This is a genomic window from Paenibacillus tundrae, from assembly GCF_036884255.1.
In the GTDB taxonomy this organism is placed as follows: domain Bacteria; phylum Bacillota; class Bacilli; order Paenibacillales; family Paenibacillaceae; genus Paenibacillus.
Window position 1 is genome coordinate 6,177,481 of record NZ_CP145605.1, and the last position, 18,843, is coordinate 6,196,323.

The 18,843-nt window shown below is 45.8% G+C and carries 17 protein-coding genes; 1 reads left to right on the plus strand and 16 read right to left on the minus strand.

Features of this window, described 5'->3' with window-relative positions; genetic code table 11:
* Positions 1–9 precede the first annotated feature (9 nt).
* The 13 genes from V6W81_RS27600 to lspA form a co-directional block, all read right to left on the minus strand.
* On the minus strand, positions 10–1,059 hold the full coding sequence (locus tag V6W81_RS27600) for an ABC transporter substrate-binding protein (RefSeq protein WP_338541007.1): 1,050 nt from the start codon (positions 1,057–1,059) through the stop codon (positions 10–12).
* Positions 1,060–1,950: 891 nt separating this feature from the next.
* Complete coding sequence (locus V6W81_RS27605; protein ID WP_145045184.1) at positions 1,951–2,820, minus strand: Rpn family recombination-promoting nuclease/putative transposase; 870 nt, start codon at positions 2,818–2,820, stop codon at positions 1,951–1,953.
* Between the two features lie 212 nt (positions 2,821–3,032).
* Positions 3,033–3,671, minus strand: a complete 639-nt coding sequence (locus V6W81_RS27610; RefSeq protein ID WP_338541008.1) for a helix-turn-helix transcriptional regulator — start codon at positions 3,669–3,671, stop codon at positions 3,033–3,035.
* Positions 3,672–3,693: 22 nt separating this feature from the next.
* Positions 3,694–4,581 carry a rhodanese-related sulfurtransferase gene (locus tag V6W81_RS27615; RefSeq protein ID WP_128103979.1) on the minus strand — a complete coding sequence of 296 codons (888 nt, stop codon included), beginning with the start codon at positions 4,579–4,581 and terminating at the stop codon, positions 3,694–3,696.
* Between the two features lie 296 nt (positions 4,582–4,877).
* Positions 4,878–5,987 carry a hypothetical protein gene (locus tag V6W81_RS27620; RefSeq protein ID WP_338541009.1) on the minus strand — a complete coding sequence of 370 codons (1,110 nt, stop codon included), beginning with the start codon at positions 5,985–5,987 and terminating at the stop codon, positions 4,878–4,880.
* A gap of 55 nt (positions 5,988–6,042) precedes the next feature.
* A complete protein-coding gene (locus V6W81_RS27625) occupies positions 6,043–7,551 on the minus strand; it encodes a sensor histidine kinase (protein WP_338541010.1) in 1,509 nt (502 codons plus the stop codon).
* Entirely contained in the window at positions 7,548–8,258 is a 711-nt protein-coding gene (locus V6W81_RS27630; protein ID WP_145044682.1) for a response regulator transcription factor, read from the minus strand. Before V6W81_RS27630 ends, V6W81_RS27625 begins: the two co-directional genes overlap by 4 nt.
* Positions 8,259–8,527: 269 nt before the next feature.
* On the minus strand, positions 8,528–9,406 hold the full coding sequence (locus V6W81_RS27635) for a helix-turn-helix domain-containing protein (RefSeq protein ID WP_145045187.1): 879 nt from the start codon (positions 9,404–9,406) through the stop codon (positions 8,528–8,530).
* Positions 9,407–9,626: 220 nt separating this feature from the next.
* Positions 9,627–11,036, minus strand: coding sequence for an MATE family efflux transporter (locus V6W81_RS27640; RefSeq protein ID WP_338541011.1), 1,410 nt, complete (start codon positions 11,034–11,036; stop codon positions 9,627–9,629).
* Between the two features lie 247 nt (positions 11,037–11,283).
* On the minus strand, positions 11,284–12,111 hold the full coding sequence (locus V6W81_RS27645; RefSeq protein WP_145044685.1) for a carbohydrate ABC transporter permease: 828 nt from the start codon (positions 12,109–12,111) through the stop codon (positions 11,284–11,286).
* Positions 12,111–12,977 (minus strand): carbohydrate ABC transporter permease, encoded by an 867-nt coding sequence (locus tag V6W81_RS27650; RefSeq protein ID WP_056701770.1) that lies wholly within the window; start codon positions 12,975–12,977, stop codon positions 12,111–12,113. Before V6W81_RS27650 ends, V6W81_RS27645 begins: the two co-directional genes overlap by 1 nt.
* Positions 12,978–13,001: 24 nt before the next feature.
* Positions 13,002–14,192 carry an ABC transporter substrate-binding protein gene (locus tag V6W81_RS27655; protein ID WP_397349475.1) on the minus strand — a complete coding sequence of 397 codons (1,191 nt, stop codon included), beginning with the start codon at positions 14,190–14,192 and terminating at the stop codon, positions 13,002–13,004.
* A gap of 322 nt (positions 14,193–14,514) precedes the next feature.
* Positions 14,515–15,006 (minus strand): signal peptidase II, encoded by a 492-nt coding sequence (lspA, locus tag V6W81_RS27660; RefSeq protein ID WP_145044687.1) that lies wholly within the window; start codon positions 15,004–15,006, stop codon positions 14,515–14,517.
* A 453-nt stretch (positions 15,007–15,459) separates the two neighbouring features.
* Between lspA and V6W81_RS27665 the strand changes: the two genes are divergently transcribed.
* Positions 15,460–15,939 carry a heme-degrading domain-containing protein gene (locus V6W81_RS27665; RefSeq protein WP_145044689.1) on the plus strand — a complete coding sequence of 160 codons (480 nt, stop codon included), beginning with the start codon at positions 15,460–15,462 and terminating at the stop codon, positions 15,937–15,939.
* Between the two features lie 88 nt (positions 15,940–16,027).
* Here V6W81_RS27665 and V6W81_RS27670 read toward each other — a convergent pair whose 3' ends face one another.
* From V6W81_RS27670 to V6W81_RS27680, 3 genes are all read right to left on the minus strand, one after another.
* On the minus strand, positions 16,028–16,975 hold the full coding sequence (locus V6W81_RS27670; RefSeq protein ID WP_145044691.1) for a nucleoside hydrolase: 948 nt from the start codon (positions 16,973–16,975) through the stop codon (positions 16,028–16,030).
* A 63-nt stretch (positions 16,976–17,038) separates the two neighbouring features.
* Positions 17,039–17,443, minus strand: coding sequence for a DUF350 domain-containing protein (locus tag V6W81_RS27675; protein ID WP_338541012.1), 405 nt, complete (start codon positions 17,441–17,443; stop codon positions 17,039–17,041).
* The gene (locus tag V6W81_RS27680) at positions 17,431–18,843 is read right to left on the minus strand and encodes a glutathionylspermidine synthase family protein (RefSeq protein ID WP_338541013.1); all 1,413 of its coding nucleotides are present in this window, start codon (positions 18,841–18,843) and stop codon (positions 17,431–17,433) included. The genes V6W81_RS27675 and V6W81_RS27680 overlap by 13 nt, the downstream gene beginning before the upstream one ends.

The window sequence follows — 18,843 nt, forward strand, 5'->3', positions numbered from 1 at the left end:
CCGGTTCAATTATTCAATAATGTTATTGTCCTGATCCTTCACTTCTGCCTTCATCTCATCGGTAACTGTGATACCTTGAGCTTCAGCTGCTTTCAGGTTCAGAATCAGATCCAGCTTATCTGGAACGGTTACTTTCATATCTCCTGGGTTGGTGCCGTTCTTCAGAATATCCGCAGCCATTTCTCCCACTTGATATCCGTGATCATAATATTTGAAGCCAACGGTTGCAAAAGCACCCTTTTCAACAGTATCCCGGTCACTTGAGAAGAACGGAATTTTGTTTTTGTTAGCTGTCTGAATAATCGTATCTACCGCACTAACAACAGAGTTGTCGAGCGTGATATAGAAGGCATCGACTTTACCCACCAGGGAATCCGTCGCTTGTTTAACTTCAGATGTATTGGTCACAGGGGCTTTAACGAGCGTAATGCCATGCTTCGCAAGAGCCTCTTCCGCATTTTTCGCCATAACCACTGCATTCGGTTCACCTTCGTTAATAACAAGACCTACCGTCTTGATATCCGTTAGATGTTTAGCAATAAAATCAGACAGCTGCACAATGGCTTTTGGGTTGGTGTCGGATGCACCCGTTATGTTACCACCCGGCTTGTCCATGTCACTCACCAGTTTAGCCCCCAGTGGATCGGTTACCGCTGCGAAGAGTAATGGCTTCTCCTTCACTTGCTGAGCCAAGGCTAATGCAGATGGTGTAGCGATCCCAAGTACGAGATCATTTTTGGAGTCTCCTGAAATTTTCTGAGCAATGGATAGATTATTCGTGGAATCGCCTTGCGCATTATTATAGTCAATGCTGAGGTTCTTGTTCTCTTCGATCCCTGCATCCTTCAGCGCTGCAATGAATCCTTCGCGTGTAGCGTCAAGTGATGGATGTTCTACAATTTGTGAGATAGCGATGCGATATGATTGCTCTGCGCTTCCTTCGCCTGCACTGCCGCCAGTGCCCTCAGATTCAGTAGCTGTACCGCCATTATTACCGCAACCAGCTGCTACGATCATCGATGCAACCATCATTAGAGACAACCAAAATTTCTTTTTCATGTGAGAACCCCTCTCCATCGAATAAAATGTTGTTGCCCTCATCACTCTGTTGACACGATAGGGCGGGACATAGCGAACGCATCAACGCATTGTTGCTTTTATCGACAAAAGCAGACAAATGCAGACGATCCTCCATGTGACTGATGCCATGACCGATGTTTGTCTTTTATTGTTTCCCTAATATTAAGGGGCGTCCTCCTTCCCGTCAATGGTTGAACCGCTTCCAATTTGGATTAATTGATTATCGGTGATAGAAAACATTACACAAACCAAAAAGACAACCCATAAGTTACATGGGCTGTCTAGGACGTGACTAGAAAGGTTCTTAAAAAAGCAGGTTTGATGAATTTCTGGTTCAAGCAAGGACGTTTACCGCAGGCATGCTGGAGTACATCAAGGGAAAGTGATGCACTAGGGTTGAGAAGGCGACGAACGATAAAAGGTAGACAATGCACTTAAGTTAGCGTCAGATGTGAGAATCACGGCTTTCGATCATGCTCCATCTCTAACGAACTCAGTCGGCCTTATTCGCGGTAAAATTGCATTCAGGAAATTCTAACGAATCGTTGACACGCTAATACGACTTTTTAGGGCTAGGATTAGATCCATTACGCTGTATTTCGTCATTTAACGCTTCTCAGATTCGTTACCATTTCCATTAGTCATTATATGGCCGAATAAGGTCTCTCAGATTCGTTAACACCGACGGTGTAGGGAGAAAGGCTCGTTGATGAATATACTTTATCCCCTCGTTACCTTACTCGTTTTATTCAGATTATTTATTAGTTTTCAGACACTTTCTAGTTTTTCATATAATATTCTCAGTGTCGCTGGAGGTTGTGCACCATAGGACACCGACATGCAATTCGATTTCTCTATATAGTAGTGTGTTTAGTTCTGTTCTTCCTGTATATCTCTCAGTTCAGCAGAGGTTAGTCCTGTGGCTTTCATAATGGTATCTTGGTCAAGACCCATGGATAGCATATTTTGTGCGATCTTGCGTTTACTCTCTGCTTCTCCTTCTTTAATGCCTTTCTTCAACCCTTCTTCACGTGCACCTTCAATCATTGATGCCTCATCGCGCAAAAACTTTTGCCGTGCCTCGTATTGTTGACGCGCCTGTTCATCCTGACTTAGGAACTCCAACACACTCATAGCCTTCTTCAATGCAGGTTCCAATTCATGCATCATTAACGCCTCCCAGCTAGATTTTGTTATTCCTTTAAGAAATAATAGCCAGCGCACTAATCCGTCTTCCATCTTGATGTTGGTATCGTTTAACTTAGGGATCTCCATAAAGTGAATTTCTAAATCATCTGTCAACGGTATATGAGTAGTGTCTTCTCTCAAATGAAATACGTTGTGATACTGATCATTTGGGAGCATGCTAAAATTTATAATATTGATTGTCACACATTTTTTGAGCTGACTATAACGCTGACCCTCAAGTAATTGTCCAGAGAATTGTTTTCCCCAATAAAACAAAGTTCTTTTCTCTAAATCATACTGGTTAAACAACTGCATTTCCACATTAATTAGTTTGCCCATATCTGTTTTTGCGTGAATATCCAGTATGGACTGTTTTTCTCTCGGTGTGTTCTTGTCCGTATATGGATTAAGTAAAACAATTTCTGTTAGCAGGGACTCCCCTGCATTCTTGAACGTCTGATTAAGGAAGGCCAGAAGTACATCCTTATTATCCTCACTTCCAAAGATTCGTTTGAACACGTAATCATTCTTGGGATCAAGCAGTTCATTCATCATTGTTCACTCCTATGTGCAAAATTAACAGAATATATAAGTTGAGTTTCCAACAAATATATAGATGTAGAAAAGCACCGGATGCTTGTTCCAGTATAACACGCATACAAGTTATTTAGTAACGTTTTTACGTAATATCTAAACAAAAAAAGACTGTTTCGACAGATCGAAACAATCGTATATGTTAACCTATTCATGTTAACCCAGCATCATTAATTCCCTGATGCTTCACGAATCTGATATGTGCATTTCTTGCCACCATCGGCATAACATTCTGTGCGCTCCACATCAGCCTTCAGCAACGAACGGAATAACTCTAATTCACAGCGACAAGCCTGTTTATAGACACTTGCCACCTGTACAATTGGACAGTTCAGCTCCGTGATGACATAAGTACCGTCATCCTCTTGCGAAGCATCTGCCATATATCCGTTGTTATTCTGAATACGCGCCAGTTCCTCTACACGTCCAGCCAGATCCTGACCCTCCATCTGAGGCAAACCATTACGCAACAGTTTATCCCGGCGGCTCTCAAACAACGTATCTACAACGCCACTTCCCGCAGATTCCGATAGTTCCTCTAACAACTCCAGTGTAAGCGAAGGATAGGACTTCGGGAAAAAGTTATCTCCCAGCCCCGTCAGATGATACACCGATGACGGGCGTCCTGCTGTAGCACGGGCTTCATGAACCTCAATCAGCCCTTCTTGCTCCAGTGACGTAAGGTGACGGCGAATAGCCATGCCTGTCAGCCCTAGCTCAGCCGTTATCTCCCTCGCGGTCAACGTGCCTTGTCGCTTCAGCATGAACAAGATCCGTTCACGCGTCGTCATTTCATCTTCACGTTTCACGTGCAGCACCTGCTCTCCCTGCTTATGCGTGTACTGGTGCTGCCTCCCGGCAAGCATCCGAGCAAAAGCGGTTATGCGTCTCTTCGCAATCCTCACAGCTTACATGCTGTAGGTTGCAGGTTGGACAATTAATATATCGGTCATGCGTTGTTCCGCAGTGATAGCAGCTAGCAATCACAATATCTTCGTCTGTACGATTGATTGGTACGGAAATACGCTCATCAAATACATAACATTTACCGTCAAACAAACGACCTTGTACTTCTGGATCTTTACCATACGTTACAATGCCGCCTTCAAGCTGAGCTACATCCTGGAATCCTTCATTAATCATGAATCCAGTCAGCTTCTCGCAACGAATGCCACCCGTGCAGTAGGTAATGATCTTTTTGTCCTTCATATCGCCCAGATTCTCTCGAATCCACTCTGGAAACTCACGGAATGATTCCACGTCTGGCCGGATTGCTCCGCGGAAGTGACCAATTTCGTACTCATAGTCATTACGTCCATCGATCACGATGACGTCATCACGCTGCAGATGCTCGTGGAATTCCTTCGGTGAGAGGCGTTTGCCGCTAACCACATTGGGGTCAAGCTCTTCGTCCACACGGAAGGTGACCAGCTCTGCTTTGTGACGAACAAATATTTTTTTGAACGCATGCTCTTCGACATCATCAATCTTAAACACCATATCGCTGAACAACGGATTCGCATGCATGTCCTTCATGTATTGCTCCGTCTGTTCCGGTGTTCCCGACACCGTTCCGTTGATGCCTTCAGCAGCAATGAGAATACGACCTTTTACGCCTAGATCCTTACAATATTGCAAATGCTCTTGCGTAAATGCTTCAGGGTCTTCAATCTTCACGAACTTATAATATAAAAGCACGCGGTACGCGCTGTTACACATGTATATCACCTGTTCCTATTCCATGTTGATATTGGCCGGATTCCCGGCATGCCGACAACGGTGTGCCCTTGCTTCGTAACCTAATCATTCCAATCGACTATGCATATGCATACTTGTCAAAAAGAAAAAGAAACAGCCGCCCGAAACAAATGTCTCGAACTGCTGCACAACATTCGACTTTAATTCCTGCATTCTAGTTTATCGGAAGCGCAAGGACTTAGTCAATATAAATGTATAGAAAGGCAAGCAAGTTATGGAATTATGCTGGATCTTTCCCTACCATTAATTAATTCAACTCACTCCGAGATGGTAATGATCGAGGTCTCAAAGTGATATCCTGTACTGTCCAGCACAGACTGTGACAGCAATATTTTACTGCCTTCTGGGCTCCAAGCAAGCGGGTCAGACACGTTATCCATGTCCGCAGAGATCTGGAATTGTTCGGCCGACTCGGTGTTAGACACAAACAATCCTTTTTCGTTATCACTCTCGGAATTGATTGTATAGGCAATTTTGGAATCATCTTGCGACCAGCTTGTGCCAAATATTTGCGTGCCGCGCGCAAGCGTAGCTTTCTCATTGCCTTCTAGATCAGTAAGCACTAGTGCACGCTTCGTATCGGCTGTTTTTTTCACAATAGCTAGTCTCGTACCATCGTTGGACGGAATAACCCACTCCACACTTTTCAATACCTGCTTCACTTCGCCAGTCTCCGCATCGTAAGCGTTCAGCTGACCGTCCTCACCCGTAATGTAGTATACTGTGCTGCCGGAAACCTCTACACTACGAATGTTGAAGCTACCTACCTCGACTAATACTTTGGTGTTGCCTTCGACATCGGCCGAGACCAGATTGCCTTCCATATTCGGATACACAACATGTGTATTATCCAGCCACGCACCCTCACCCACGAATCCCATATCCTTACCCGTTTGTACAGACTCGCCATTATTCAGATTCAGAATGAAGCCTTTGCCCACACTCTCCTCAGGCTCACGATAGAAAACATATTGTCCATCCGGTGAGGCCATTGGCGCCGCAAGACTTACATCACTCTCTTTTAGCAACGTATCCGTTCCTTTCGCAAGGTCATGCATATATATATTGTTTGGATAGCGTTCTTCTCCCTCAACCGTGACTGGCTTAAGATCTTTATTCGGCTTATCTAGCAAAATCGAGTCAGATGTTAACCAGCCCACACCGCGAATATTTGCGATTTTATCGATTTTCTCAAGCTTGAAGCTCTGGTATACGGATGGATTCGTATTATCTTTAACGACGATATCTGTCCCTCCTGCGCCACTTCCCATGCTACCGTTCGTTCCTGTATTTCCCCCGCATGCCACTATGGACAAGAGTGATATCGCCCCAACCGCACCTAAGGCCATCTGTTTCCAATTCATCATGTTCCCCCCTGAATGCTGTCTATAGATCAATCATACCGATGGGTTACATCCAAAGTTATTCAGAATTGTTTCCAACTTGTAAACTTGGATTCGCAAGCGGAAAAGTCAATTCAAATGTCGTTCCTTCTTCTTCGTCCTTATGCAGTGGTAACAACTGAATTGTTCCGCCCTGCTTTTCTACAAATTGCTTTACGAGTGATAGCCCGAGGCCTGTCCCGCCGGTCTTTCTAGCTCGATCCTTGTTAACGGTGTAAAAAGGTTCAAATATCTTCTCCCGTGACTCTTCCGGAATCGGCACACCCGAGTTGAAGATACGAATAACTGCCTTCTGTTCTTGTACACGCGGCTCACTGTAGACACGAATCACACCGGCTGGTTCGTTATATTTAATAGCGTTGTCCAACAAATTAATGAAGATGTGCATCAGGTTCTCCCGGTCACTGTGGATAGTTGCCGGCTCTAGATGCATTTCCATTGCAAGCCCGAACTTCTCCGCTTTGCCGCGCATCCGTCCACAAGCATCCTCCAGTAATGCCCGAACTTCGACATCCTCAGCCTGATTCTCAAAATCATACTTCTCCAATGCCGAGATGTGCAGCACCTTCTCGACCATCTCATACAACCGCTCTGTTTCTTTACTTATGTTATTGGTCGCATCCTCCAATAACTGAGGATCATCCTTGTACATGTTCAGTAATTCAACATAGGCCTTGATTGAGGTGAGTGGTGTCTTGAACTCATGACTGATGTTCCCAATATATTGTTTCTGCTGTTGTTCGAGCGCTTGAAGCTTCTCGATGGCCAGCTTCAGTTTCTGCTGCTCATCATGCATCGCTGTAATATTCTGACGAATGGAGTTGCTCATATAATAGATGCCCTGACCTAGCTCCCCCAGCTCATCCTTCCGTTTCACAGGTGATGCTTCGATATAATCCCCTTCGCGGATGGAATCCGCAGACTTCTTCAAGCGTGTGATCGCCACAGCAAATCGATTATAGAAAAGATAACCGAGAACAAAGCTTAACCCTACCACGGCAATTCCTGCCCACATAAATAAATTCAGAATTCGAGCGTAAAATTCGTGATAACTCTGGATGGAATACTGCATTCGCACAGCACCCATCTGTCCATCTGGCCCATCAAGTGGAGCAACATAGAGAAGCGTCTCCCCCTGCTCCCGATACACGATCTTATTTTGAAGCACATAATTCAGCGTCTCCGTCATATCTTCTGTACGTTCTCCGGTTGTGATGGATGAGCCTACCTGTTGTCCCTTCATATCATATAGAGCGATAGGAAGCCCTGTGGAGTTAGCGAGTTCCTGGGCAAGCCGGCGACCGCTCTGTTGTAAAAATGCATCCGGCTCCAGGTGGATCGACTCCGTATAGTAGGACTGTCGTACGTTCAGATTCACCAGACGGGTCTGTTGTGACAGAATGTCCTCGATCTGCGTTTGCTGGTTGCGCTCGATACCGCGTAATACGAGGTAGCTGAGCACAACGACCGTGAGAATCAGCAAGGCTGCGAGGAAAACACTGAATTTCAGTTTGATGCTCACTCTCATATCCGTCCACTCGCTTCGGGAGCAGATGCCTTATATCCGATCCCGTAGACGGTCTGTAGCTTCTCCTGATCCGTATCACCAATTTTTTTGCGAAGACGCTGAATATGGATATCCACCGTACGGGTACCCCCTGCATACTCCATCCCCCATACTCGATCCAGCAGATCATCGCGGGTGTATACGCGTTCTGGATTGGACATCAGAATCGTAAGTAGGTCGAACTCCTTTGGCGTAAGCTCCAGCTTCTCATCATTTACAGTGACGGTGCGATGAGCAACATGAATACGCAGAGCTCCATTAGTAATCGCTTGGCTCTTCTGATCTTCTGGCGGTGGACTGCTCTTCTCCACACGGCGCATCAGGGCTTTCACTCTGGCAAGCAGTTCGCGAATCTCGAACGGCTTCGTCATATAATCATCGGCGCCCATTTCCAGGCCCACGATTTTGTCTACAATATCATTTTTAACTGTTAATAAAATAATGCCAATGTCCTCCCGATCCTCAAGTCTACGACATACACCGTAGCCATCGAGCTTCGGCATCATCACGTCTAGAATCATAACCTGCGGATGGAACGTTGCCACCTTCTCCAGTGCTTCTTCCCCATCATTGGCCGTCTCCACTTCATAGCCTTCCCGGCGCAAAGCATAGGCGATGGCACTGACAATACTTGTTTCGTCATCCACAACCAGCACTTTTTTATTCATCGGATTCATCCTCTTCCGTTATTTCATCAGTTACTTCTTCGTTGATTGATATCACATCAAAACGATTCATAGATATATGGTACCAAGGGTTTGGCAAATTGGCTATGCAGCCTGATTCACATCTGCACACCTAAGCATCCACCTTCACCTGACATCCATATTCCCCAGCTTGAGCTTTGTTTCCCTTGTTTTATACCCCACGAACGACAAAAAGAGCCACCCCGTGTATCAGGTTGGCTATACTATGCACAAAGTATAGTACACATCTTCTATTCTTCGAATGACAGATTCACCGGTTCATCCATCATCTCATATTCGGTATCCATGTGGGTAACTGGCGTATTACGATCCACTTCTTCAAAACGGAAGCTATCCACCCACACTTTGCCTTTGCCATATAAAATAACCCCAAATGATATAACTGCACTGCCTTCTGGCACATCGAGCACAATATGGTATTGATTCCATGGCTGTGTGCCAGTGATTGGGCGATCATGCATATTATCAAACTGAAGAACATCCTGAACGTTATTGTCCACCCGCATCCATAAACTACAGAAATGCTCTACCTTTTCGTTCATGACGAATCCTGAAAACTTCATACGTTTACCTACATACTTATCTGCTTTGAATTGTTGCATCATTGTAGCGAACTCATTCATTTCCATCGGTGTGATGGATTTCATATACCCTGAGGATTTACCCTGATGTACCACTTTAGGATCTATGCCCATTTCATAATTTTGCGGGTGACTCCCAGTTAATATCCATCCATGAACCGTTGATGTATCATTCATCATTAATTCTCCTCCTCTAGATTTAGCTTTAAATAGCTTCAGGTTAAACAATTTGCGAAATCGACCTGGTGGCAGTCCGTACACCTTTTTAAATGCTCGCGTGAATGCTTCCTGGCTTTCAAACCCACACCCAAGGGAAATGTCCAAGATCCCTATATTGGTAGATCTAAGTATGGTGGAAGTCTCACTCAAACGGCGGTTGCGAATATATTCTACAACGGTCATGCCTACCTCTTTCCGAAATACACGGTGATAGTGATAGGGCGATAATCCAGCTTCTGAAGCCACTTCTTCAAGCCCTATATCTTCGTACAGACGAGTCTCGATAAAATACAGACTTTGCTGAACCATTTCACTGTATAGATTCAAATTGAAGTGCAGCCCCTTTCTATATCTGTACTATACGGGAAAGAGACGTCTCCGTTTTGATCATTTTTGCTACATTTATGTATAGCGAAAGCAGACCACAGAAAAAAGCCGACCATAGGAACATTACTCCCTATAATCGGCTCATCTATTGAACGACTTAAATCATCCCATTCTTCGCGAATGGTTGATATTAGCTTCTACCTTATACTGCTGGAACGGGCTGCGCTCCAATCGAATCATCCTCGTCATGATCCACAAGGGCGTGTTTCTCCCAAGCCCGACTCTTCCAGCGGAAATACATAATGAAGGCTCGTGTCCACTCATCGGCTGCAATGGCTAGCCAGATTCCTGCCAGACCCATGTTCAGTTGGAATACAAACAGGTATCCTAGCGGCAAGCTTAGGCAGACCATCGAGATCAGTCCCATATATACCGGGAACTTGGCATCTCCTGCGGCACGAAGGGAGTTAATGATCACAATGTTGGTTGTGCGTCCCGTTTCAAGCACGATACTGAGCAGGATGACCTGCGCAGCAATCCGAATCACTTCCGGATTATCCGTGAACAAGCCTACAAGCGGTACACGGAATGCGATCACGACTAGATCAACGGCAATGGTCGCGATCATGGCCCATTTTACACTTTTCCAAACACGCTGGTAAGCCGTCTCTTGCTGCTTGGCACCCACCAGTCGTCCCACCATAATTGCTGTACCCATACCAATCGCCATACTGAATAGATAGATATAAGACGAGATATTATGCGCATATTGGCGAGAAGCCAGTGCTTCTGCACCCAGGAACGTGGCATAGAAGAAAAAGACAAGCTGACAGGAATGATACATAATCTGCTCTACGGCAGATGGAATACCAATCTTCAGAATCTTCGCTACATAGTTTTTCGTAAATTGCAGATAGAACTTAATTTCCACTCGCACTTCGGTCACACGATAGAGCAACCAGAAGAAGATCAACAGACAGACAAAACGGCTCACAATGGTTGAGATCGCTGCGCCCTCTACCCCAAGTGCTGGCATGCCGAGGTGACCAAAGATCAGAATATAGTTAAGCACAACGTGAAGCACGTTCATAAATACAGAGACATACATTGTCTCTTTGGTAAATCCATACGTACGAATAATCGCAGCCAAGGAATTAATCAACGCTTGAAGGAAGATGGCGCCTCCGACAATGTGCATGTACGCTTTGGCATAGACTAGAATCTCACCCTGCACGTTCATTTTCTCCAGCAGCATTCCGCCAAACACAAGGAACGCCCCGCTGAGCACTAGACCTACAATGAGGTTCAGCGTAATTGCCATACCTGTAATTTTGGCTGCTTCATACAGTTTCTTCGATCCGATATATTGAGCAACAACAATCGCAGCTCCGTTACCGACAACCTCCAAGAGCAAGATCGCTATCGTAATGATCTGGTTCGAAGCTCCGATTCCAGCTACTGCATTGTCTGACACGGAACTAATCATCAACGTATCGACCGTACCCATTAACATAAACAAAAATAATTCCAGAAAAATCGGCCAGGTTAATGCGAACAGATTAAGCGATTTGCCCTGTTGCTGTGTCCCTGTTTCCGTAACGGCTGCACTCATGATGTCACCTCTTTAATCTCCATAAAATAAATAATTGCACTTAAACTTCCGACATTGAATCTTGATGTTTCAACATGTAAACAAGGGGTATAGTAGCATAGACTTTCTGAAAAAGCATCCGCTTTTACGAAAATAATTTTATTTTTTTCAAAAATTTTGAAAATGAATGGAAAAAGATGCTCTCTCATAATATTTACATACAACAAAAAGCCTGAACCGATGGGTTCAGACTTGAAGATAGCGCTGTTTATTTAATAGAACCTTGTGTCACCCCGTTAATAATCCATTTCTGCGCGAATAGATAAATGATGATCATCGGCAACAATGCGAGCAGATAGGAGGCAAACGCTAGGTTGAAATCTGTATTGAACTGACCCTGGAACACATACTGCACCAGTGGCAGTGTATATTGAGACGGATCGCTGATAATGACGAGCGGTAGCAAGAAGTCATTGTAGGTCGACAGACATGTCAGAATACCGACGGTGGCACTGATCGGTGCCATTAACGGGAAAATGATCCGCCAGAACGTGCCCCAAGTCGTCGCACCATCCACAAATGCCGCCTCCTCCAGCGTCACCGGAATCGAACGGATATACCCAACATACACAAATACGTTAAAGGCAAGTCCATAGACCGTATGCAACAAAGTAAGGCCAAGTAAGTTAGTCATCTCAAGCGAAGACGTCAGCTTAACAATCGGCAGCATAATGATGGGAAACGGAATGAACATTGCACTGACGAAGTAGTAATATAGCCCTTTGAAAAACTTTCGTTTCTCCATATTACGTGATATCGCATAAGCGACCATCGAGTTGCTCAGAAGTGTGAGCACAACCGTCGATGCGGTCACCATGGCACTATTACGGAACGACTGGAAGAAGTTCGTCATATCAATCGCACTTGCGAAGTTCTCCCAGTGGAGTGTTGTCGGAATGGCGAATACCGACTGTGCCATCTGCTCTGGATTTTTCAGAGCAATCGTAACGGTCATATACAGTGGGAACAAGATAAACAGTGTACCCAGCACAACAAGTAACATCACGAGCCAGTTCGTACCTAGACGGCTTCTCATTACAGATCCATCTCCCTTCTTTGCAGGAACCGGATTTGTAGAATGGAAATCACCGCAATAACGATGAAGTATATAACCGAGTTCGCAGACTGATATGCATATTCGCCGCCTTCGAATCCTCCTGTGTAGATTAGATGGGAGATCGACTGCGTTGCCCGTCCGGGGCCACCGTTAGTTAAAGCTACGATTTGGTCGAAGACCATGAGCGAGTTCTTCATCGCGAGCACCATATTAATCGTGAAGAATGGCGCAATAAGCGGGAAGGTAATGCTCCAGAACTCACGCCATTTACCTGCACCGTCAATACTTGATGCCTCATACAGTGTTGGTGATATCGTTTGCAAACCAGCCAAATACAGAATGGTGTTTAATGCCACCGACTGCCACACTGCCACAATGACGATCCCGATCCAGGCTAAGCTTTCGCTACCCAGAATGTTCGTTGATAGTGCGTTGATGCCGAGGTTCTGTCCCCAGATCGGAAATACGTTGGAGAACAGGTAGTTAAATATGTAACCTACAATCAATACACTTAGAATATTGGGCAAAAAGTAGATACCACGGAAAAAGTTACGGAACTTAATCTTGGCATTGAGCCCTAGGGCAATAAGCAGGCTAAGGATATTCGTTAAGATCGTGACCACGATCGCGAATTTGAAGGTAAACCAGTAGGCATTACCCACATTGTCATCCCGAAATAAGTTGAAGTAGTTTTTGAATCCGACAAAATCATATTGTTTACCGAATCCATTGTAGTTCGTGAATGAATAATAGATCCCTTGGATTGCCGGCAGCGTCATAAATACGAAGAACAATACGACCGCCGGAACGGTCATCCAGTAATAGGGTGCCATGCGTTTGTTCATATGCCATCCTCCTACGGACAAGGGTTAACGCCGGTTCGCTACCTTGTCCCATTCTTTGTCGAGTGTATCTAGATAGTTATCAATATTTTGATTTTGCAAAAAGGACTGCACGATGGAATTCAGTTGCACAGCGGCTGGAATATAGTGATCGGCGAAGTCGATGACCTTGCCCTGCTCAATATATGGCATCAATTCCTGCACGGCAGGATCATCCTGCTTGACGCCCTCTACCGCAGAGAACAATGTCTGTTCGTCGATATATCTCCCGATATTCTCAGGCTCCAGCAAAAAGGCAATGAACTCCTCGGCCTGTGCACGGTTTGGTGTATCCGCCGCAATGGTAAACAACGAATCGATACCGTTTACAAGCTTGATCTGACTTGCGTCATTACCTGTTGGGAACGGGAAGAAGCCAATGTCCACATTTGGATTCGCCTTACGAATCTCCGGGATAGCCCACGTTCCTTGGATGTACATGAAGGCTTCACCATTAGCAAACGCCCGGTTACCATCCGAATACGCTTTACCGAAGTTATCGCTATGACCATACTTCATCAGTTCAAGCTGTTTCTCCGCGACCTCACGATACTTCTCCTTGAAGGTCACCTTATTCTCACGACGTTCGAGATAGAAATCGATGCCAACGAGGTTAGGCCCCAATGCATTGAACGGTAGATTGGTCTGCCAGTCATCTTTGTATGTGAAGTAAAAAGGAATTTTGCCTGCATCCTTAATTTGCTGGGCAGTAGCGATGAGCTCATCCCATGTCTTGGGCACGTCCAGTCCCATTTCGTTAAACAACGTTTTGTTGTACATGATGCCGTTTGCATTTGTTGCGTAAGGAATACCTGTCACTTCATCCATTCCCGTAACATCCTTTAGCATCTGTATGTAATTGGGGTCAATCGTTTGGACTAGGGAGCTGTCTGTCAGATCGGTGAAAATATCGCTTTGAGCCAGCGTTGAATAGGTATCGGTCGCACCCATCGCCATAATATCGGGGATGTCATTCTTGACAACCCTCGTCTTCAAAACCGTCTCGGCATCAGGAGGATTGACCTGAGTGACCTGGATATCAGCATGCGCTGCGTTGAAGGTTTGGATCAGATCGTCAAATGTTGCCTTCGCCTCAGGCTTGTTCTGAAAAAATTCAATCTGCACTTTGCCATTCGCGCTATCTCTGCTCGTACAGGAAGATAGAAGTACAGCCATCATTCCACACAGCAATAGCGCCCCGAGAGCCTTAGTAATTGATGTTCTCATGTTGTACCTCCTTTGCGTAATATGTAAATACATACCCATAGAGTGCTTGGAGGAACCATGTGCAATTCTTCCATTCGCTCTACGCACTTCTGTACTTACATCAATCGACATAAAATGCCCTTTCTTATTTCTAAAACGATTTCGATTAAAATGAATCAAGCGATCTATTCTGCTCAAGGGATGGAAAACAACCAAAAAAGAGACATCGGAATTCATCCAATGTCTCTCATTTAGTAGCTTTACGGCCTATAACAACCTGCTGTTATTCTATACGTTACGGACGTTCAATTTTGGGCAAAGCATTACGTAACCGTTTAGCGCGATAACCCTGAAATGCACGGATTAACATGCCGATAATAATCATCACTACACCGATGTTGATCGCAACATCTGCGAGATTCAAGATGCCGCGTCCAGAAGGGAACACCAGGAAATCCGTTACCCGGGCGTAAATGAATCGGTCGAGCGCATTACCGAGCGCTCCACCTACCATGAAGCCTGCGCCAGCCTGCATCCAGAAACCACGAATCTCCCCTTTTCTGCGGTAATATAAAATGCCTGCGATGAACAGGACAGCAATCACGCCGAATAAGCGTGCATTTCCCTGAAACAAACTGCCGGCCATGCCGGTGTTCTCGTAATGTTGGAGCTGCATGCCAGAGTCGCCGAGTCTCATCACATCTCCAACTTCCATATACATCCTCACTGCAATCTTGGTTCCTTGATCCACTAAGGTCACCAGCAGTGCCACAAAATAAAACAGCATCGTACCCTCTCCTCCTGTCTACTGCGCAACTCTAAGCGATAATTACTTTAGAATTATTAATAAGATTATTAAAATGATTTCTAATAGTGCGTGTTCAAAAAGGTCGGTTTTCAGTACCAAGAAGATGGGATAAAGATAGAAATGGAGTAGCAGAGCGTAGGCAAAACTACGTGAGCAACGGACATTTCGGCTGAATCCCATATTCGACGCTGAGATGCCTCAAGGCATCCTTCGTAATCAAAAGCGGACTTTTTGAACAACCTCTAATATTTAAAATGTTGTCTATTACGTTCCCCTTACTTTACCACAGTGGATACACGGTCTCCAAATGACCACCCGAGGTGCAACACAGTTCACGACCTTTGATGTGCTTGTCCATCTGCATCCAGCAGGTACCGACCCGAGCTATGTCGAATGTAGACAACAATCATATTGAAGAGGAGCTGCCCGAATTTGAATCTACCACTGACAGAGAAATTAAAGGAAATGCAGCAGGAAGAAAAAGAACTGATCTTCCACACCTTTAATTCAGAAACAGCGCTCCAGCTAGGCCTGCATCTCGTCGCAGAAGCCAAACGCCGTGCACAAGCCGTAACCATCGACATCACATTGAAGGGACACCGTCTATTTTTGCATGCGATGGAGGGTACACATCCCGACAATGAACACTGGATTAGACGTAAAAATAATGTGGTGAACCACTTCTTCTCCAGCTCTTGGCATACCGCCCTGCGGCTGAGAAACGAGAACCAATCCCTTGAGCAAAATTATAACCTGGCTGACGCAGACTATGTACTAGCCGGTGGTGCTTTCCCACTGATTATTGAAAATGGGGGACAGGTGGGTACGATCACCGTTTCAGGCTTGCCCGACGAGGAAGACCATGATCTAGTCACCACGGGCATTCGATCCTTTTTGTTGCAGCAAGGCTAGAAGAATCCTGTACTCACAATACCGTGAATCGTAAAATAGACATTAAAAACCGTACCTGTTATAGGTACGGTTGATGTTGTTCTTTCGTTTATCGAATAGCTGATAGCACATCCAGCAGCATGGACTTGAACTGAGGACGGTTAATCGCCTCACATACACGTACATTTGGCGCTTTACCGAAACGTCCGTTGATATCCACCACACTGTATCCACGCGTCAGTTCTCCCGCAGCTTCCACATCCACATAATACTGACCAGATTTCGTCATAAGTGATTCATCTGCGGCTACAGCCATCAACAATGTATCAGGATGCGTAGTACCGTTCAGTTTATGTACTGACTTGTTGAACTGCATGACCACTTTGTTAATCGCCGTGAAGAAATTGGCACCAGATGTGCCAAGCGCCGCGATCTCTGCATGATCGTCATCATCCATGACAGAGTATTGGGTACACATCTCCCAGCCTACCATGGTGATTGGAATGCCTGCATGTAGCACAATCTTGGCCGCTTCCGGATCGACGTAGAAATTATATTCTGCCGCGGGTGTGATATTGCCTAATGCATTATTCGTTCCGCCCATGATATACAAGTGCGCAATCTCTGGAACAATGGTAGGATCCTTCTGAATCGCCATCGCGATATTCGTCAACGGGGCAATCGCCAGAAGCTCAATTTCACCTGGGTTCGCATGAACCTTCTCAATGATAAAATCAACCGCATGCCCCTGCTCGGGACGCTGATCTGCCTTCGGAAAATGCGCGCCGCCCATACCGTCGTCACCATGCACATCTTCCACCGTACGGTGCTGTGCTTGCCCGTATGCCATTAAGGGACGCTCACACCCTTTGTATACAGGCACCTTACCGCCATGTCCAGCAACCTGTACCGTGTACAGGGCATTTTCAACCTCTTGGTCGAACTGCACGTTTCCACCTGTAATCGTAATGCCTTCCACCTGAAAATGATGCAATGCGGTCAGGATGGCAATCGTATCGTCTCCTGCTGTATCTGTATCGATGATGACTCTTCTCATGATGCAATGCTCCTTCTTCCGTATAAGATTCGTTCTACATTAACGTTTACGTCAGGATTTATTTTACATCAAAAAAGTACCGATGACGATGGAAACACCAATGATCACCGAACGCAGCAGCTGCGCCACCGCCATATTGCCTCGTGCGATTTCGTCACATACCCGCATTTTGGGAATCAGGAAATCAAATATAATATAGACCAGGCATAGAATAATGATACCCAGCACCGACCATAGGAGCATATCCAGCCATGCATGTGTAGAGAAGGATACCATACCCACAATGATACACAGTCCTAACAATTTGCTACCCATGTACATACCTGCCGCTTCATTCCCTTTAGCGATTTCTTCGCTATCGTTATAGCGGGTCAATTTGCTAAATGCAAAATATCCACATACCAGTACGACGAGCAAAACACCTATACCCACCGCAACATTCACCAGGTTCAAGCCTAAGTTCTCCATTCCTTCTCCTCCTCATCGTTCATCCGTTCACGTACCGCAGCAGCGCAATAATAGGCCATATCTCCGGTGACCTTCTCTCCAACCCGAGGTAGCATACCCGCAAAACGCCCACCAATGACAAACACTCCTGTGAGCAAATATCCACTGTACACCCCATCCTCAGTCTGAATCACAGCCTGCTCCATCGGAACCATCTGCTGATAGATTTTGGGCTGGTTGTCATAATAGGCCGCAATCTCTTCCTCTTCACTCGCTTCGTTCTCATCGGTTGCATTAGTGGCTGAGTCTCCGGCGTCCATTACAGCGTTCAGCGGTTGAAGCACACCCTGTAGTTGGGTAAGTTGATTCGTATCTCCATCCAGCAAAAGCGTTCCTCGGCCTTCGCGCCCCCAATAGCTCTTGGCTACATAAGGCATTGTGCTCTGCTCGAAAGGCTCAGCTGAGAAATAGGTCGGCAGCAGGTAACGGGAAATAACATCCATCTCTGCTTCATTAAAGAGCGTGAACCCGCAATATTCCGGGGTCTGATCGTTCCGTTCATAGAGTGACCAAATTGCCGCCATGAAGCCTTTGCTCTGCATCAGCACATGCTGTACGGGATTCATCAAGCCCAGCCGCCCCTCGCGTACAAGCTCAAGCAGTGCCGCTCCGACTTCCACACCTGTGCTCTCATCTCGATCATCAATCAAATATTCCAGGGGATAGAGCCGATACAAAAGTTGAATCTCCCTGCCCTGATGATATAACGCCTCACCTGGAATAATCTCCAATTCCTCTAGCGATGCATAATACGTCTCATATCCTGCTTCCCTACAGCGTTCCATCAGATAGGCTGTATTGGTTCGATCCTCCACATGATCTCCGTAAGAGGTGAATGTCACCGGCCCTTGCAATCCTTGCTCTGCATAGAACGATAGCCATGACTGGAAGCATTCCCGAATGCGAGCAGCCATCTCGGCAGATGGCGAAGTCCACGCAGCATCCTCAGCCAGCCCGATCAAAATACCTTCAAGCGAAGCAGCCTCTGGTATGCCCGTAGGGGTGTCGGTATTATTTTCAATACACTTCAGTCCAGCTTCGCCAATGATCCAGTCCTGTCGGGTGATCCCACCAGTAACCGCCTCCATCCGTGCTGCCGGAATAAGTCCAGGGTGGATGCCCAGCGGATTTTCTAGAAATGAATCAGGCATATAACGCTGGATAAATCGCATTACCTTGCAGTAGATCGCATCCACTGCTTCAGCCGCAGAACGAAGCTCCTCTACTTCGGATGGAGTGTAGACCGTCAGTGCAGGAACACAATATTGCTTCCCATACATGCGATGATAGGGAATGTGATGTCCTGCTTCACCACCAAAGACCTCATCATGACTGAACGGCAACGAATACACTTGCCTCAT

What these genes read in the sequence shown, in the direction of transcription:
- V6W81_RS27625 (WP_338541010.1), bottom strand. Translation starts at nt 7,551, where the DNA reads ATGAGAGTGAGCATCAAACTGAAATTCAGTGTTTTCCTCGCAGCCTTG.
- V6W81_RS27620 (WP_338541009.1), bottom strand. Translation starts at nt 5,987, where the DNA reads ATGATGAATTGGAAACAGATGGCCTTAGGTGCGGTTGGGGCGATATCA.
- V6W81_RS27650 (WP_056701770.1), bottom strand. Translation starts at nt 12,977, where the DNA reads ATGAACAAACGCATGGCACCCTATTACTGGATGACCGTTCCGGCGGTC.
- V6W81_RS27645 (WP_145044685.1), bottom strand. Translation starts at nt 12,111, where the DNA reads ATGAGAAGCCGTCTAGGTACGAACTGGCTCGTGATGTTACTTGTTGTG.
- V6W81_RS27600 (WP_338541007.1), bottom strand. Translation starts at nt 1,059, where the DNA reads ATGAAAAAGAAATTTTGGTTGTCTCTAATGATGGTTGCATCGATGATC.
- V6W81_RS27635 (WP_145045187.1), bottom strand. Translation starts at nt 9,406, where the DNA reads ATGGTTCAGCAAAGTCTGTATTTTATCGAGACTCGTCTGTACGAAGAT.
- V6W81_RS27675 (WP_338541012.1), bottom strand. Translation starts at nt 17,443, where the DNA reads ATGGAGAACTTAGGCTTGAACCTGGTGAATGTTGCGGTGGGTATAGGT.
- V6W81_RS27640 (WP_338541011.1), bottom strand. Translation starts at nt 11,036, where the DNA reads ATGAGTGCAGCCGTTACGGAAACAGGGACACAGCAACAGGGCAAATCG.
- V6W81_RS27630 (WP_145044682.1), bottom strand. Translation starts at nt 8,258, where the DNA reads ATGAATAAAAAAGTGCTGGTTGTGGATGACGAAACAAGTATTGTCAGT.
- lspA (WP_145044687.1), bottom strand. Translation starts at nt 15,006, where the DNA reads ATGCTGTTTTATTTTGTGGCACTGCTGGTGACCTTAGTGGATCAAGGA.
- V6W81_RS27605 (WP_145045184.1), bottom strand. Translation starts at nt 2,820, where the DNA reads ATGAATGAACTGCTTGATCCCAAGAATGATTACGTGTTCAAACGAATC.
- V6W81_RS27670 (WP_145044691.1), bottom strand. Translation starts at nt 16,975, where the DNA reads ATGAGAAGAGTCATCATCGATACAGATACAGCAGGAGACGATACGATT.
- V6W81_RS27680 (WP_338541013.1), bottom strand. Translation starts at nt 18,843, where the DNA reads ATGAGGCAAGTGTATTCGTTGCCGTTCAGTCATGATGAGGTCTTTGGT.
- V6W81_RS27655 (WP_397349475.1), bottom strand. Translation starts at nt 14,192, where the DNA reads ATGATGGCTGTACTTCTATCTTCCTGTACGAGCAGAGATAGCGCGAAT.
- V6W81_RS27615 (WP_128103979.1), bottom strand. Translation starts at nt 4,581, where the DNA reads ATGTGTAACAGCGCGTACCGCGTGCTTTTATATTATAAGTTCGTGAAG.